Origin of the sequence: Pseudomonas sp. BN415 (assembly GCF_029871195.1) — a bacterium.
Taxonomy (GTDB): domain Bacteria; phylum Pseudomonadota; class Gammaproteobacteria; order Pseudomonadales; family Pseudomonadaceae; genus Metapseudomonas; species Metapseudomonas resinovorans.
In genome coordinates this window covers 445,620-462,237 of the sequence record NZ_SSOK01000061.1, presented here as the reverse complement: position 1 = coordinate 462,237, position 16,618 = coordinate 445,620, and the positions used below count along the sequence as shown (strand labels likewise).

Below are 16,618 nucleotides of genomic sequence, written 5' to 3'. Positions count from 1 at the left end.
CAAGTTGGCTAGAAGCACATGCCGGGCGATCAACATGAAATTTTTTAGAGAACAAAAGGACTAAACATGACTTCCAAGACAGCCATCATCACGGGTATCACTGGCCAGGACGGAGCCTACTTGGCCCAACTTCTCCTGGAGAAAGGCTACAGCGTCTACGGGACCTTCCGTCGCACCAGCTCAGTAAACTACTGGCGTATTGAAGAGCTTGGGATCAAGAACGATCCGAATCTCCATCTGGTCGAGCATGACCTGACCGATCTCAGCGCCAGTATCCGCCTGATGGAAAAAGCCCAGCCGTCGGAGGTCTACAACCTCGCCGCGCAGAGCTTTGTTGGGGTCTCCTTCGACCAGCCCCTGACCACGGCTGAGATTACCGGCCTCGGTGCCGTGAACCTTCTCGAGGCGATCCGCATCGTCAACCCGAAGATCCGCTACTACCAGGCCTCCACATCCGAGATGTTCGGCAAGGTCCAGGCCATTCCGCAAATCGAAAGCACACCGTTCTATCCACGCAGTCCCTATGGCGTGGCCAAGCTCTATGCACACTGGATGACCATCAACTATCGGGAGTCCTATGACATCTTTGGCAGCAGCGGGATTCTGTTCAATCACGAATCCCCGCTGCGCGGCAAAGAGTTCGTCACCCGCAAGATCACTGACGCGGTAGCCTGCATCCAGTTGGGCAAACAGGATCGCCTGGAGCTCGGGAACATGGACGCCAAACGCGACTGGGGCTTCGCCAAGGAATACGTGGAAGGCATGTGGCGCATGCTGCAGGTCGACACCCCTGATACCTACGTGCTGGCCACCAACCGCACCGAGACGGTTCGCGACTTTGTCACGATGGCGTTCAAGGCTGTAGGCACGGAACTCGAGTGGCGTGGCGAAGCCGAAAACGAACAAGGACTCGATGCTTCCAGCGGGAAGGTGTTGGTCGCGGTAAATCCGAAGTTCTATCGCCCGGCGGAGGTTGAACTGCTTATCGGTAACCCTGAAAAAGCGAAGAAGGAACTGGGCTGGGAACCGCGAACCAATTTGGAGGAGCTGTGCCAAATGATGGTTGAGGCCGACCTACGGCGTAACCAGAGCGGATTTTCTTTCTGATGATCGACACAGCCAAGCAGGTCCTTATCACCGGAGCACAGGGTTTTACCGGCCGTTACATGGCCACGGAGCTTCGCAACCAGGGCTACCGCGTTAGCGGCATTGGCTCGCAACCCGGCAACTCGCCTGGCTATTACCAGGCCGACCTTGCCGATGCTGAGGCGCTCAAGGCCTGCCTGGCTGAGGTTCAACCCGACATCATCATCCATCTGGCAGCCGTGGCCTTCGTGGGTCACGGCGACGCGAATGCGTTCTACCAGGTGAACCTGATCGGGACCCGAAACCTCCTCGAAGCCATTTCGGCCATGGGCAAGACTCCGGATTGCGTATTGCTGGCCAGTAGCGCCAACGTCTATGGCAATGCCTCAGCCGGGGTGCTTGGCGAGAGCTCGCCTCTAGCCCCTGCCAATGACTATGCCGTGAGCAAGATGGCAATGGAGGCTGCCGCTCGGTTGTGGACCGAACGCTTGCCAATCCTGGTCACTCGGCCGTTCAACTACACAGGGGTGGGCCAGGCGGATAACTTCCTGCTCCCGAAGATTGTTTCCCACTTCCGGCGAAAAGCCGCCCATATCGAGCTGGGTAACCTTGATGTCTATCGGGACTTTACTGACGTTCGCGCGCTAACGGAGGCGTATCGCCGCCTGGTCGAGCACAAACCGGCGGGTGAAGTCGTGAATGTCTGCTCTGGTGTGACGCACTCCCTCCGGGACGTAATCGCCATGTGCGAAGCGATCACCGGCCATCAGATGGAGATCCGGGTAAACCCGGCCTTCGTGCGGGCTAACGAGGTCAAATCTCTTTGCGGCGATGCGTCGACGTTGCGTCGTTTGATTGGTGCCTGGGAAACCCCGCCACTTGAGGAAACGCTTCGCTGGATGCTCGAGGCCGAATGACCAAGGTCATACTTTCGGTCGAACCCATCCGTTTTCCACTGACGGGAATTGGGCGTTATACCTTCGAGCTGGCCAAGGCACTTGCGGCGGACAAGGGCGTGGACGAGTTGCTGCTGTTTGGTGCAACCCGGTTTCTCGATACCATCCCGGAGGCAGTGGAAAGTGCTGGCAAAGTTCATCAACTGAAAGGATGGGTTCAGAAAAGCCGACTTGCCACTGAGGCCTATCGACTAATCACCCCGGTAATCAAGCAACGTGCCTTGCGTGACTACCAGGACTTCCTGTTCCACAGCCCGAATTTCTACCTGCCTCCCTTTCCGGGCCGCAGACTCACCACATTTCACGACCTGTCGCCCTTTACCTGGCCTGATTGCATCCCCCCGGAGCGCAGACGTTTCATGCAAAAGGAATTGGAGCTGGCCGTAAAGCGGGCAGATGCATTCATTACGGACTCCGAGTTCAACCGACGGGAACTGGCCGCCTACTTTGGCTTGCCCTTGACGAAAGTCTTCGCCGTCCCGCTGGCCAGTAGTGAAGAGTTCCATCCTCGCTCAGTGGCCGAACTCGCGCCTATCCTGTCGAAGTACAACCTGGCGCCGGCAGGCTACAGCCTCTATGTTGGAACAATCGAGCCGCGCAAGAACCTGAAGAACCTTCTGGCCGCTTATGAGTGCCTGCCGCTCTCGCTGCGCCGACGCTATCCACTGATCCTGGCCGGATACCACGGCTGGCAGAGTGAGGCGATTCATGCAGCAATCGAGCGTGCTACTCGGCAGGGGTGGGCCAGATATCTGGGCTTCGTGCCGGCCTTAGACTTGCCGTTCCTCATTGCAGGCGCCCGGCTGTTCTGCTTCCCATCCTGTTACGAAGGATTCGGCCTCCCTGTCCTGGAAGCCATGAGCTCGGGCGTTCCCGTTGTCTGTTCCAACAGCTCTTCGTTACCCGAAGTGGCAGGAGGCGCGGCCCTGATGGTCGAACCTGAAGATGTGGACACGCTGAGCACACATATTGCCAGGGGTTTGCAGGACGAACCGTGGCGGTCCTACGCCCGAGAGTCAGGCCTGGATCGTGCAGGATCCTTTTCATGGCGGAACTGCGCGCGCAGTACGCTCGATGTTTACGAACGCGTAATGAGCGATTGATGCGAGTCCTACACTTCTACAAGACCTATTACCCCGACAGCTTCGGCGGCATAGAGCAGGCGATCTTCCAATTGGCGGAAGGTGGCATTCAATACGGCGTAGACTCCGAAGTGCTCTACCTGAGCAACACAGGGGAAGCCAGGGATCAGCAGGTCGCGAATCATGTAGTCCACCGCTCCAAGTTGGACTTCCATGCGTTGTCGACAGGCTTTTCCGTGTCGGCATTCAGGGACTTTTCAAGGCTTGCCAGCCAGGTCGACCTCGTGCATTACCATTTTCCATGGCCGTTCATGGATGTCGTTCATTTCGCCACGAGATTGAAGAAGCCAACTGTCCTCAGTTATCACTCGGACATTGTTCGGCAGAAGTACCTTCTCCAGCTCTATCGCCCCCTTATGCACCGGTTTCTATCGCAAATCGATTGCATTGTTGCGGCTTCGCCCAATTACATAAGAAGCAGCCCGGTTCTAAGGAAATACCCGGATAAGGTAAGCGTTATCCCCTATGGCCTGGATCGGAACACTTATGCGCAGCCCGATGCCGACGTGCTGGATCGTTGGCGGTCGAGGGTAGGGGAGCGCTTTTTCCTTTTTCTGGGCGTACTTCGCTACTACAAGGGCCTGCATATTCTGCTCGAGGCAATGGCCACAACGGACTTCCCCGTAGTGATTGCCGGAGCAGGCCCGATGGAGGATGAACTCAAGCAGCATGCCGCGCGCCTGAATTTGAAGAATCTGCACTTTGTCGGAAAGGTGAGCGAGGAAGACAAGGCAGCTCTCTTTCAACTGTGCTACGCCGTGACCTTTCCGTCACATCTGCGTTCAGAAGCATTCGGCATCTCGCTTCTCGAAGGCGCGATGTACGGCAAGCCTCTCATTTCCAGCGAGATTGGCACCGGCACGACCTATATAAACATCGACGGGGAAACCGGACTCGTCATCCCCCCAAGCGACCCGCTGGCGCTACGTCACGCGATGGCCACGCTATGGAACGCTCCGGAACTTGCCAAGCAAATGGGGGAAAGCGCCAGGCAACGCTTCGAGCAACTGTTCACCGCTGAACAGATGACGAAGTCCTATGTCGAGCTTTATCGGAAAGTACTGGCGGATCAGGCACTTCGCTCATGACCTACAATATGTACCGCTGCCCAAAACATCGGCGACCAGCGTCTTGAACGACACTTCATGCACTGATGCATTCACCTAAAACCTGGTACTGATCGAGTTGAAACATACAAGGATGGCTCAAATAACTGCAAAGCCAAACACGTTCAACTCGATACATCCTTATAACGCGACAAACAATTCAAAAACGAGCTCGAAAAAATGAAGTCAAAGAATATTGTCTGGCAAGATGGCCACATCACCCGGGAAACACGACAAGACTTTTTCGGGCACTCAGCAGCGACCTTGTGGATGACAGGTCTCAGCGGAGCGGGAAAATCCACCCTTGCCTTTGCGACAGAATCGCGGCTGCTCTCCATGGGCATCGCGTGCTTCGTGCTTGATGGCGACAACGTACGGCACGGACTCAATCGCGACCTCGGATTCTCACCGGAAGACCGGAGTGAGAATATTCGACGTGTCGCAGAAGTTGCTCGGCTGATGAATGAAGCGGGCCTCATTGTCGTTACCTCGTTCATCTCGCCCTACAGGGAAGACCGGGAACTGGCACGCACCATCATAGGCGCGGACCGTTTTCTCGAAGTTCATATGGCGACACCGCTCGAGGTCTGCGAGCAGCGCGATGTGAAAGGGTTGTACCAGCGGGCACGTTCCGGCGAGGTGAAGGAGTTCACCGGAATCAACTCTCCCTACGAGCCGCCGCTCGATCCGGCACTCACTGTCAATACTCAGCAGTACGACATCAACAGTTCTGTCGACATGCTGGTCGAAATGCTGAAGTCGAACATCGCTATCTCCAACCAGCAAGGCTAAGCCGGTCCATCGATGGAACAGGATGCCGGACAGGCATCACCGGCGATCTCAAAGCCGTACAATAACGCCGACATGCACATAGCCAGGGCATAAGGCCCGAGAGTGGATCTGTATATGAGAATTCTGGTCACCGGCGGAGCCGGTTTCATTGGTTCGGCCCTGATTCGTCACCTGCTGGCTGAAACCCAGCATGAGGTGCTCAACCTCGACAAACTCACCTACGCCGGCAACCTCGAATCCCTGACTTCGGTCTCGGATAATCCGCGCTATCAGTTCCTCCAGGCCGACATTGCTGACAGCCAGACGGTCGGCGAAGCGCTTGCTCGCTTCCAGCCCGATGCCGTGATGCACCTGGCCGCCGAATCCCATGTCGATCGCTCCATCGACGGACCCGCAGAGTTCATCCAGACCAATATCGTCGGCACCTATAGCCTGCTGGAGAGCGTTCGCACCTACTGGCTCGGTCTGGATGATGAGCGCAAGGCCGCGTTTCGTTTCCATCACATTTCCACGGACGAGGTCTATGGCGACCTGCACGGCGTGGACGACCTGTTCACCGAAACCACGCCCTATGCGCCCAGCTCGCCTTACTCGGCCAGCAAGGCCGCATCCGATCACCTGGTTCGCGCCTGGCATCGCACCTACGGGCTGCCGGTCCTGCTGACCAATTGCTCTAACAACTACGGCCCCTACCATTTCCCCGAGAAGCTGATCCCGTTGATGATCCTCAACGCCCTGGAGGGTAAGCCGCTGCCGGTTTACGGCAATGGCCAGCAGATCCGTGACTGGCTGTTCGTCGAGGACCACGCTCGAGCCCTGCTCGAAGTCGTCACCCGCGGCGAAGTGGGCGAGACCTACAACATCGGCGGACACAACGAGCAGAAGAACCTCGATGTAGTCCATGCCATCTGCAACCTGCTGGAAGAGCTGGCACCGCAGAAACCGGCGGGGATCGCTCGCTTCGACGAGCTGATCAGCTTCGTAAAGGATCGCCCGGGCCACGACGTGCGCTACGCCATCGATGCCGGAAAGATCGAGCGCGAGCTCGGCTGGACGCCTCGGGAAACCTTCGAGACCGGCCTGCGCAAGACCGTGGAGTGGTACCTGAACAACCTGCAATGGTGTCGTCGCGTGCAAGACGGCAGCTATCAACGTGAAAGACTGGGAGCAACAGTATGAAAGGGATAATCCTCGCCGGCGGTTCCGGCACTCGACTGCATCCGATTACCCTGGGTGTTTCCAAGCAGCTGCTGCCCATCTATGACAAGCCGATGGTGTACTACCCCCTGTCGGTACTCATGCTTGCCGGAATTCGCGAGATCCTGCTGATTTCGACACCTCAGGACCTTCCCCAGTACCGCAATCTGCTGGGCGACGGCAGTCAGTTTGGCGTCCATATCAGCTACGCCATTCAACCCTCTCCCGATGGACTGGCACAGGCGTTCATTATCGGGGAAGAGTTCATTGGCACTGACTCTGTATGCCTGATTCTGGGCGACAACATTTTCCACGGGCAGCACTTCACCGAACAGCTCAAGCGCGCGGCTGGCAATTCGTCGGGGGCGACTGTCTTCGGATATTGGGTCAAGGACCCGGAGCGCTTCGGCGTCGTCGAGTTCGACGAGCACAGCCGGGCAGTCTCGATTGAAGAAAAGCCCAAACAACCGCGATCCAGCTACGCGGTCACCGGACTCTACTTCTACGATAACGACGTCATCGAGATCGCCAAAGCCGTGAAACCGTCGGAGCGTGGCGAGCTGGAGATCACCGATGTCAACAACGCCTACCTCAAGCGCGGCGACCTGAAAGTCGAACGCCTTGGCCGCGGCTTCGCCTGGCTGGATACCGGCACTCACGACAGCCTGCTCGAAGCAGCCCAGTATGTGCAGACCATCGAGCACCGCCAGGGCCTGAAAGTTGCGTGCCTCGAAGAGATCGCCTACCAGAACGGCTGGATCGACAAGGAAAGGTTGTTGATTCAAGCCAAGGCTTTTGGCAAGACCGGTTACGGTCAGTATCTGTTCAAATTGGCGGGAGAGAATGTGTGAACGTCATAACCACAGCGCTTCAGGATGTACTGATTCTCGAACCCCGAGTGTTTGGTGATGAACGTGGCTTCTTTTTCGAGAGCTTCAACGCCCGCACCTTCGCCGAAGCGACCGGCGTCGAACGCGAGTTCGTCCAGGACAACCATTCGCGTTCCCAGCGCGGCGTCCTGCGCGGCCTGCACTATCAGTTGCAACAGGCCCAAGGGAAGCTGGTGCGGGTGGTCGAGGGTGAAGTGTTCGATGTCGCGGTAGACATCCGCCGTAGCTCCCCGACCTTCGGTCGCTGGGTCGGCGTGCATCTCTCCGCCGAGAACAAGCGCCAACTCTGGGTTCCGGAAGGATTCGCCCACGGCTTCGTGGTCCTGAGCGAGTACGCCGAGTTCCTCTACAAGACCACGGACTACTACGCCCCCGAACACGAGCGTTGCATCCGCTGGGATGACCCGGACCTGGTGATCGACTGGCCGCTCGCCGAAGCGCCACAGCTGTCCGCCAAGGACAAGGCTGGCGTCAACTTCAAGGACGCGGACCTGTTCGAATGAAGATCCTCATTACAGGCAACAACGGCCAGGTGGCTCAGGAGCTCCAGCTCGCCCTGGCCGGCAAGGCAGAAGTCATTGCCCTTGGGCGCGAGCAGCTCGACCTCGCCAATCCCGAGCGAGTTCGCCAGCACGTGCGAGCCCAGGCGCCAGACCTATTGATCAACGCCGCCGCCTATACCGCCGTAGACCAGGCTGAGAACGAGCCGGAAGCCGCCTTCGCCATCAACGCCACGGCGCCCGGCGTGCTTGCGGAAGAAGCAGCCGCTCTAGGCATTCCGCTGATTCACTACTCCACCGACTACGTCTATGACGGCGACAAGGCCGGCCTCTACAGCGAGGACGACCCGACCCATCCGCTGGGTGTCTACGGCAGCAGCAAACTGGCCGGCGAACAGGCAATCCAGGCGGTCGGCGGCCAGCACCTGATCCTGCGCACCAGCTGGGTTTACTCCCTGCACGGACGCAACTTCCTGCTCACCATGCAGCGCCTGCTGCAGGAGCGCGAAGAGCTGCGCGTGGTGGACGACCAGGTTGGCGCACCCACTTGGGCGGGCAGCATTGCCCAGGCAACCGTTCAACTGATCGAGCAGTGGCAGGCGGGCAACCCGCACTGGGGCGTCTACCACCTGACCAATCAGGGCGAGACCTCCTGGTTCGGTTTTGCCAGCGCCATCGCCGAGGAGTTGAAGTCCGCGGGCAAGCCCTGCGCACGCCTGGTGGCTATTCCCTCCAGCGAGTACCCAACACCGGCGAAGCGCCCGCTCAATTCGCGACTCGACGGCAGCAAGCTGCAGCGGGACTGGCAGGTAGCCCTGCCAGACTGGCGCGTCGCCCTGGCGGAGTGTCTCCGCCGAAGCTGACGCCAACCTTGGGAGCGGGCTTGCTCGCGAATCTTCGCAGCTAGCCCGCTCCCCCCCTTCTACGCACGGGACTTTGCTGGCAACAGCCCGCTGCCGCGGTGCCATAATGCGCCTCATCGACCGGCGCACAGTGACCGCATGACAGCTCTCCCTACTCCCCACCGCCCACGTTGGCGCAGCCTGGTGCTGCTGGCGCTGCTGTTGGCGCCACTGTTGTGGCCGCTGCAGCACTTCAGCGAGCGCTACTACAGCGAGTCCCTGGCTGAGCAGAATCGCCAGACCCTGGATCTCTACGTCGCGAACCTGCTGGGCACTCTGCACCGCTACGAGGTACTGCCGCCCATCCTGGCCGACCTGCCGCCGCTGCGCGATCTGCTGGCGGCACCGGACAGCGCGGCCCTGCAGGCCGAAGCCAATCGCGTGCTGGCCGAAGTCCGCCAGGATACTGGGGCCGACGTCATCTACCTGATGAGCCCCACCGGCCTCACGCTGACATCTTCGAATTGGGACCAGCCTGACAGCTTCGTCGGCCGAAACTTCACCTTCCGCCCCTACTTCCGCGAAGCCTTGTCCGGCAAGCAGGGTCGCTTCTTCGGCCTGGGCACCACCTCGCGCAAGCGCGGCTACTTCTTCGCCAGCCCGGTGCGCGATGGGGCACGGATCATCGGCATCCTGGTGGTGAAGGTGGACCTGGACGATGCCGAGACGCTGTGGGGCAATACCCCGGAGCAGCTCATGGTGACTGACGCCAACGGCGTGGTGATCATCTCCTCGCGAAGCGACTGGCGCTTCCACGCCACGCGATCGCTGGACAATGCCGAGCGGGCTGCCATCGCCGCCAACCAGCCCTATCCGACACAATCACCGCCGCCGCTCAAGCTCGATGACAACGCCTGGATGACCCAGAGCCGGGAACTGCAGGAAACCGGCTTGACCGCCAGCATCCTCGCCCCGCGCCAACTGGTGGATCGCCAGGTGACGACCACCGTCGCCATCGGCGGCGCCACCCTGCTGACCCTGCTGTTGCTGCTCGGCCTGATGATGCAACGCCGCCGCCACTACCTCGACCGAATCGCCCTCGACGCCCGCGCCCGCCACGAACTGGAGATGCGCGTGCAGGAACGCACCCAGGACCTCGAAGCCTTGAACAGTCGGCTTAAGGACGAAGTGCTGGAACGCGAACAGGCCCAGCAAGAGCTGGTGCGCGCCCAGGACGAGCTGGTGCAGGCCAGCAAGCTCTCCGCGCTCGGCACCATGTCGGCGAGTATCAGCCACGAGCTGAACCAGCCTCTGGCGGCCATCCGCAGCTACGCCGACAACGCCGGCGTGCTGCTGGACCACGAACGCTTCGACGACGCCCGCGGCAACCTGCGCCAGATCAGCGAGCTGACCGGCCGGATGGCCTCGATCATCGCCCACCTCCGCGCCTTCGCCCGTCGCGACCGGCACGCGCCGGAGAGTGTCGCGCTACAACCTGCCCTGGACGACGCCCTGGCCCTGCTGGCAAAACGCCGGCGAGCCATGGACGTGGAACTGATCCGCGACCTGCCAGACGCACCCCTCTGGGTCCAGGCCGGCGAAACCCGCCTGCGCCAGGTGCTCGGCAACCTGCTCGCCAATGCCCTCGACGCCTTGAAGGAAAAGCCCCAGCCGCGGCGCATCTGGCTCAGCGCCGAAACCACGACAGAAGGCGTCGAGCTGCACCTGCGCGACAATGGCCCCGGGTTCTCCGAAGACGCCCTGCGCCATGCCCGCGAGCCCTTCTTCACGACCAAGACCAGCGCCCAGGGACTGGGCCTGGGCCTGGCCATCTGCGATAGCCTGATGCGCGCCCTCGGCGGCGAGTTGCTGCTCGCCAACCACCCCGACGGCGGCGCCCTGCTGACCCTGCGCCTGCGCAACGCCGCTCCGGGCGTCATCCCACAGCCCCCCGAGGACCTCTCTGCATGACCAACGCCCTAGACGCCCGTACCCAGGTGTTGCTGATCGATGACGACCCGCACCTGCGCCAGGCCCTCAGCCAGACCCTCGACCTGGCCGGCCTCAAGGTGCAGGCCCTGGGCGACGCCCAGGGTGTGGCGGAGAAGATCGAAAAGGACTGGCCCGGCGTGGTGGTCACCGATATCCGCATGCCCGGCATCGATGGCCTGGAGTTGCTGCGCCAGCTGCGCGAGCGCGACCCTGACCTGCCGGTCCTGCTGATCACCGGCCACGGCGACGTGCCGTTGGCGGTGCAAGCCATGCGTGCGGGCGCCTACGACTTCCTGGAAAAGCCCTTCCCCAGCGACCAGTTGCTGGACAGCGTGCGCCGCGCGCTGGATCTGCGCCGCCTGGTACTGGAAAACCGCAGCCTGCGCCTGGCCCTGTCCGATCGCCAACAGCTCAGCGGCCGTCTCGTAGGTCAGTCACCGGCCATGCATCGCCTGCGCGAGCAAATCGGTGCCCTCGCCGCCACCAACGCGGACGTGCTCATCCTCGGCGAAACCGGCGCCGGCAAGGAAGTCGTGGCGCGCGCCCTGCACGACTTGTCGGCACGCCGTGATGGCCCCTTCGTCGCCATAAACGCCGGCGCCCTGGCTGAGTCTGTGGTGGAGAGCGAGCTGTTCGGCCACGAGCAGGGGGCGTTCACCGGTGCGCAGAAACGCCGCATCGGCAAGTTTGAGTTCGCCAACGGCGGCACCGTATTCCTCGACGAAATCGAGAGCATGAGCCTGGACGTCCAGGTCAAACTGCTGCGCATGCTGCAGGAGCGAGTGGTGGAGCGCCTGGGTGCCAACCAGCTGATCCCCCTGGATATCCGCGTGATCGCCGCCACCAAGGAAGATCTGCGCCAGGCCGCCGACCAGGGCCGCTTCCGCGCCGACCTTTATTACCGCCTGAACGTCGCCAGCCTGCGCATTCCGCCACTGCGCGAACGCGGTGAAGATGCCTTGACGTTGTTCCAGCATTTCGCCGACGCAGCGTGCGGCCGCCATGGGATGGCCCCGCGCAGCCTCGACAGCAGCCAGCGCGCCCTGCTCCTGACCCACGCCTGGCCGGGCAACGTGCGCGAGCTGCAGAACGCCGCGGAACGCTTTGCCCTCGGCCTGGACCTGGCCCTGGACAACACGCCGGTGGACCTGCCGAAAGTGGAAGGTGGCCTCAGCGAACAGGTGGAAGCCTTCGAGCGCGCACTGATCGCCGCCGAGCTGACCCGCCCCCATGGCTCGCTGCGCAGCGTGGCCGAAGCCCTTGGCCTGCCGCGCAAGACCCTCTCGGACAAGCTGCGCAAGCACAACCTCATCTTCAGCGGCGGAAATCCCGCCGATGAGCAGGATTGATCGGCAATAATCCGCTCAACCGGCGTATCCACGCTGGTGCGGATACCCGAGACAGAGCGGTTTCGCCGCAATGGCACAAGGTTTGCCATTCGAGAAACAATCCCTGCCTGGTGCAGGGTCAGGAGGCTGGGCCCGCAAGTGCCAGACCTCTCCCCGACCTGGCCACAAGCCAGCCACGGGGTCCTCACATGATCGCCGTCGGGTACTGGCCCGCAGCAACACCTGGCTACCCGCCGAGTGTCCGAACGAGCCCGGCCCAGCGCCGGGCTTTTTCATGCGCGCATGACGCCGGGCAATGAACCAGAGCAGAACACTCCGAACGAGCGGCCGCCGATACTTAGCCACAGCCCACGCCCGCTCGCGCATCGGTTTCCCGGCAACTTACCCGTGCGATTCGAAGTTCACGAACTGGCGTTTCTCGCGTTTCTCAAGTTCGTAATTCAACGTCATTTCAGAAGTCGGACCTCGTCCAAAAGACGATCGTCCGATGTCAATGCGCCTACGCGCAAGCATGATTTCCCTTGCCGAAATTTCACGGCTTTCCTAATTAAAAAACTCCAGCTTATAGCGAAATAGACGGATTGAATTCGCCATTTTCCTACAAGAAAAATGGTGTTTTTCCGCAGAAATCAATGCCATGCAAGTTGCAACTTGAAGGCTCCTGAAAACCGACTAGTTTGTATTAGGCGCCGCCTTGGATGGCTTGCAAAACCCTCTAGATCGCTAGTCCTGAGCCGAAATCTGCAGTGATCCCCCTCCCCCCCCCACGACGGAAAGGAAGTTGTCAAAATGAAACATTAGCCAGCTATTGATCTGGATCAGAACGCAGTCAAAAGACTGCGAGCTCAATAAGCACAGTTCCTACTCCGGATGGAGGTGCAAAATGTCAGAATCGTCCGACAAACTTAAACTAGGCGCCTTAGTGGCCCTGGTTGTCGGCTCTATGGTGGGCGGCGGTATTTTCTCGCTGCCGCAGAACATGGCGGCCAGTGCCGATGTCGGCGCCATCCTTATCGGCTGGGGCATTACCGCGGTGGGCATGCTCACCTTGGCATTCGTCTTCCAGACCCTGGCCAACCGCAAACCGAACCTCGACGGCGGCGTGTACGCCTACGCCAAGGCGGGCTTCGGCGACTACATGGGTTTCTCCTCGGCCTGGGGCTACTGGATCAGTGCCTGGCTGGGCAACGTCGGTTACTTCGTGCTGTTGTTCAGTACCCTTGGGTACTTCTTCCCGATCTTCGGCGAGGGCAACACGCTGGCGGCCATCATCGGCGCCTCTATCGTCCTCTGGGCCGTGCATTTCCTGGTGCTGCGCGGGATCAAGGAAGCGGCCTTCATCAACCTGGTGACCACCATCGCCAAGGTGGTGCCGCTGTTCCTGTTCATCCTCATCTGCCTGTTCGCCTTCAAGCTGGACATCTTCACCGCTGACATCTGGGGTTCGAAGAACATCGAGCTGGGCAGCGTGATGAACCAGGTGCGCAACATGATGCTGGTCACCGTCTGGGTGTTCATCGGCATCGAGGGCGCGAGCATCTTCTCCGCCCGCGCCGAGAAGCGCAGTGATGTGGGCAAGGCCACCGTACTGGGCTTCATCATCGTGCTGTTGCTGCTGGTACTGGTGAACGTGCTGTCCCTCGGCATCATGACCCAGCCCGAACTGGCCAAGCTGCAGAACCCCTCCATGGCGGCCGTGCTCGAGCATGTGGTCGGCCACTGGGGCGCAGTGCTGATCAGCGTCGGCCTGGTCATCTCCCTGGTCGGTGCCCTGCTTTCCTGGGTGCTGCTCTGCGCCGAGATCCTCTTCGCCGCGGCCAAGGACCACACCATGCCGGCCTTCATCCGCAAGGAGAACGCCAACCAGGTTCCGGCCAACGCCCTGTGGCTGACCAACGCCATGGTGCAGATCTTCCTGATCATCACGCTGTTCAGCGCCAGCACCTACCTGTCGCTGATCTACCTGGCCACCTCCATGATCCTGGTGCCCTACCTCTGGTCCGCCGCCTACGCGTTTCTGCTGCCCCTGCGTGGCGAAGGCTATGAACAGGACGCTTCGGACCGGAACAAGGACCTGGTCATCGCGGCCATCGCCCTGATCTACGCCGTCTGGCTGCTGTACGCCGGTGGTGTGAAGTACCTGCTGCTCTCCGCCCTGCTTTACGCACCAGGCGTGATTCTGTTCGCCAAGGCCAAACGGGAAGTTGGCCAACCGGTATTCACCAATGTCGAGAAGCTGATCTTCGCCGCCGTGGTAATCGGCGCGCTTGTGGCGGCCTACGGGCTCTACGACGGCTTCCTGACCCTGTAACCCGTAAGGAGACCCTGCCATGTCCAAAGTCAAACTCGGCGTTCATTCGGAAGCCGGCAAACTGCATAAGGTAATGGTCTGCTCGCCGGGGCTCGCACATATGCGCCTGACCCCCAACAACTGCGACGAGCTGCTGTTCGATGACGTGATCTGGGTGAACCAGGCCAAGCGCGACCACTTCGACTTCGTCACCAAGATGCGTGAGCGCGGCATCGACGTCCTGGAAATGCACAATCTGCTCACCGACATCGTGCAGAACAAGGAAGCCCTGAAGTGGATCCTCGATCGCAAGCTCACCAACGACCAGGTCGGCGTCGGCCTGGTCAATGAAGTGCGCTCCTGGATCGAAGGTCTGGAGCCACGCAAGATCGCCGAATTCCTCATCGGCGGCGTCGCCGGCTCTGATCTGCCGGAAAGCGAAGGCGTCAGCGCCATCAAGATGTACCGCGACTACCTGGGCCATTCCAGCTTCATCCTGCCGCCGTTGCCCAACACCCAGTTCACCCGCGACACCACCTGCTGGATCTACGGCGGCGTGACCCTCAACCCGATGTACTGGCCGGCCCGTCGCCAGGAGACCCTGCTGACCACGGCCATCTACAAGTTCCACCCGACCTTCACCGAGGCCGAGTTCGAAGTCTGGTATGGCGATCCTGACAAGGACCATGGGATGTCCACCCTGGAAGGCGGCGACGTAATGCCCATCGGCAACGGCGTAGTGCTGGTCGGGATGGGCGAGCGGACCTCGCGCCAGGCCATCGGCCAGTTGGCTCAATCGCTGTTCGCCAAAGGCGCCGCGCAGAAAGTCGTCGTCGCCGGCCTGCCCAAATCCCGCGCCGCCATGCACCTGGACACCGTTTTCACCTTCTGCGACCGCGACCTGGTCACCGTCTTCCCGGAAGTGGTCAAGGAAATCGTGCCCTTCATCCTGCGCCCGGATGAAAGCCGTCCCTACGGCATCGATATCCGCCGCGAGGACAAGGACTTCATTTCCGTGGTGGCCGAATCCCTCAACCTCAAGAAGCTGCGCGTGGTGCAGACCGGCGGCGATGCCTTCGAAGCCGAGCGCGAGCAGTGGGACGACGGCAACAACGTGGTCTGCCTGGAACCCGGCGTGGTGGTCGGCTACGACCGCAACACCTACACCAACACCCTGCTACGCAAGGCCGGTGTCGAGGTGGTCACCATCAGCGCCAGCGAACTCGGCCGCGGCCGTGGCGGCGGTCACTGCATGACCTGCCCGATCCTGCGCGACCCGATCGACTACTGAGTTGATATTCCAAGGCGGCTCTCAACCCGGAGTCGCCCGCCCCGCCAGCCACGAGCTGTTCTGACGGGGCCAGGTTTCAAGCTGCCCACAAGGAGAAAGAACCATGGCTTTCAACATGCACAACCGTAACCTGCTCAGCCTGATGCACCACAGCACTCGCGAGCTGCGTTACCTGCTGGACCTGTCCCGCGACCTGAAACGCGCCAAGTACACCGGTACCGAGCAACAGCACCTCAAAGGCAACAACATCGCGCTGATCTTCGAGAAGACCTCCACCCGTACCCGCTGCGCCTTTGAAGTGGCCGCCTATGACCAAGGCGCCAACGTCACCTACATCGACCCGAACTCTTCGCAAATCGGCCACAAAGAGAGCATGAAGGACACCGCCCGCGTGCTTGGCCGCATGTACGACGCCATCGAGTACCGGGGCTTCAAGCAGGAAATCGTCGAAGAGCTCGCCAAGTACGCCGGCGTGCCGGTGTTCAACGGCCTGACCGATGAATACCACCCGACCCAGATGCTGGCCGACGTACTGACCATGCGCGAGCACAGCGACAAGCCCTTGCACGAAATCTCCTATGCGTACCTGGGCGACGCCCGCAACAACATGGGCAACTCCCTGCTGCTGATCGGCGCCAAGCTCGGCATGGATGTACGCATCGCCGCGCCGAAAGAACTGTGGCCGACCGACGAGCACGTCGCGGCCTGCAAGAAATTCGCTGAAGAAAGCGGCGCCCGCCTCACCATCACCGAAGACCCGAAAGAAGCGGTCAAGGGCGTGGACTTCATCCATACCGACGTCTGGGTCTCCATGGGCGAGCCGGTGGAAGCCTGGGGCGAGCGCATCCAGGAACTGCTGCCCTACCAGGTCAACATGGACATGATGAAAGCGGCCGGCAATCCGCGCGTGAAGTTCATGCACTGTCTGCCGGCGTTCCATAACAGCGAAACCAAGGTTGGCAAGGAAATCGCTGCCAAGTACCCGAACCTGAAGAACGGCATTGAAGTCACCGAAGACGTCTTCGAGTCCCCGTACAACATCGCCTTCGAGCAGGCGGAAAACCGCATGCACACCATCAAGGCGATCCTCGTTTCGACCCTCGCCGACATGTAAGTCCCGATACGCCCCGGACCGCGACGCGCTCGCCGGTCCGGGACGCATTTTCACCCTCAGGAGGAAATCAC

At 60.8% G+C, this 16,618-nt stretch carries 14 protein-coding genes; all 14 read left to right on the top strand.

From position 1 onward, the window contains the following. The first annotated feature begins 66 nt into the window (after nt 1–66). The 14 genes from gmd (at nt 67) to E8F20_RS20465 (ending at nt 16,547) form a co-directional block, all read left to right on the top strand. Nucleotides 67–1,107, top strand: coding sequence for a GDP-mannose 4,6-dehydratase (gene gmd / locus E8F20_RS20530; protein WP_280285378.1), 1,041 nt, complete (start codon nt 67–69; stop codon nt 1,105–1,107). Beyond that, nucleotides 1,107–2,003, top strand: a complete 897-nt coding sequence (locus E8F20_RS20525; protein ID WP_280285377.1) for a GDP-mannose 4,6-dehydratase — start codon at nt 1,107–1,109, stop codon at nt 2,001–2,003. Before gmd ends, E8F20_RS20525 begins: the two co-directional genes overlap by 1 nt. After that, entirely contained in the window at nt 2,000–3,145 is a 1,146-nt protein-coding gene (locus tag E8F20_RS20520; RefSeq protein WP_280285376.1) for a glycosyltransferase family 1 protein, read from the top strand. The genes E8F20_RS20525 and E8F20_RS20520 overlap by 4 nt, the downstream gene beginning before the upstream one ends. Next, nucleotides 3,145–4,272 (top strand): glycosyltransferase family 4 protein, encoded by a 1,128-nt coding sequence (locus E8F20_RS20515; protein ID WP_280285440.1) that lies wholly within the window; start codon nt 3,145–3,147, stop codon nt 4,270–4,272. The genes E8F20_RS20520 and E8F20_RS20515 overlap by 1 nt, the downstream gene beginning before the upstream one ends. A gap of 198 nt (nt 4,273–4,470) precedes the next feature. Continuing rightward, entirely contained in the window at nt 4,471–5,082 is a 612-nt protein-coding gene (gene cysC, locus E8F20_RS20510; protein WP_280285375.1) for an adenylyl-sulfate kinase, read from the top strand. Nucleotides 5,083–5,196: 114 nt separating this feature from the next. After that, nucleotides 5,197–6,261, top strand: a complete 1,065-nt coding sequence (gene rfbB / locus E8F20_RS20505; RefSeq protein WP_280285374.1) for a dTDP-glucose 4,6-dehydratase — start codon at nt 5,197–5,199, stop codon at nt 6,259–6,261. Next, nucleotides 6,258–7,130: a glucose-1-phosphate thymidylyltransferase RfbA gene (gene rfbA / locus E8F20_RS20500; protein WP_280285373.1), complete on the top strand. Its 873-nt coding sequence runs from the start codon at nt 6,258–6,260 to the stop codon at nt 7,128–7,130. The genes rfbB and rfbA overlap by 4 nt, the downstream gene beginning before the upstream one ends. Then, a complete protein-coding gene (rfbC, locus tag E8F20_RS20495) occupies nt 7,127–7,672 on the top strand; it encodes a dTDP-4-dehydrorhamnose 3,5-epimerase (RefSeq protein ID WP_280285372.1) in 546 nt (181 codons plus the stop codon). Before rfbA ends, rfbC begins: the two co-directional genes overlap by 4 nt. Then, a complete protein-coding gene (gene rfbD / locus E8F20_RS20490) occupies nt 7,669–8,532 on the top strand; it encodes a dTDP-4-dehydrorhamnose reductase (RefSeq protein WP_280285371.1) in 864 nt (287 codons plus the stop codon). Before rfbC ends, rfbD begins: the two co-directional genes overlap by 4 nt. A gap of 138 nt (nt 8,533–8,670) precedes the next feature. Beyond that, entirely contained in the window at nt 8,671–10,482 is a 1,812-nt protein-coding gene (locus E8F20_RS20485) for an ATP-binding protein (protein WP_280285369.1), read from the top strand. After that, nucleotides 10,479–11,852: a sigma-54 dependent transcriptional regulator gene (locus tag E8F20_RS20480; RefSeq protein WP_280285368.1), complete on the top strand. Its 1,374-nt coding sequence runs from the start codon at nt 10,479–10,481 to the stop codon at nt 11,850–11,852. Before E8F20_RS20485 ends, E8F20_RS20480 begins: the two co-directional genes overlap by 4 nt. An 883-nt stretch (nt 11,853–12,735) precedes the next feature. Beyond that, entirely contained in the window at nt 12,736–14,163 is a 1,428-nt protein-coding gene (arcD, locus tag E8F20_RS20475) for an arginine-ornithine antiporter (RefSeq protein WP_280285367.1), read from the top strand. A 19-nt stretch (nt 14,164–14,182) separates the two neighbouring features. Then, on the top strand, nt 14,183–15,433 hold the full coding sequence (gene arcA / locus E8F20_RS20470; RefSeq protein WP_280285366.1) for an arginine deiminase: 1,251 nt from the start codon (nt 14,183–14,185) through the stop codon (nt 15,431–15,433). Nucleotides 15,434–15,536: 103 nt separating this feature from the next. Continuing rightward, entirely contained in the window at nt 15,537–16,547 is a 1,011-nt protein-coding gene (locus E8F20_RS20465; RefSeq protein WP_280285365.1) for an ornithine carbamoyltransferase, read from the top strand. The last annotated feature ends 71 nt before the right edge of the window (nt 16,548–16,618 follow it).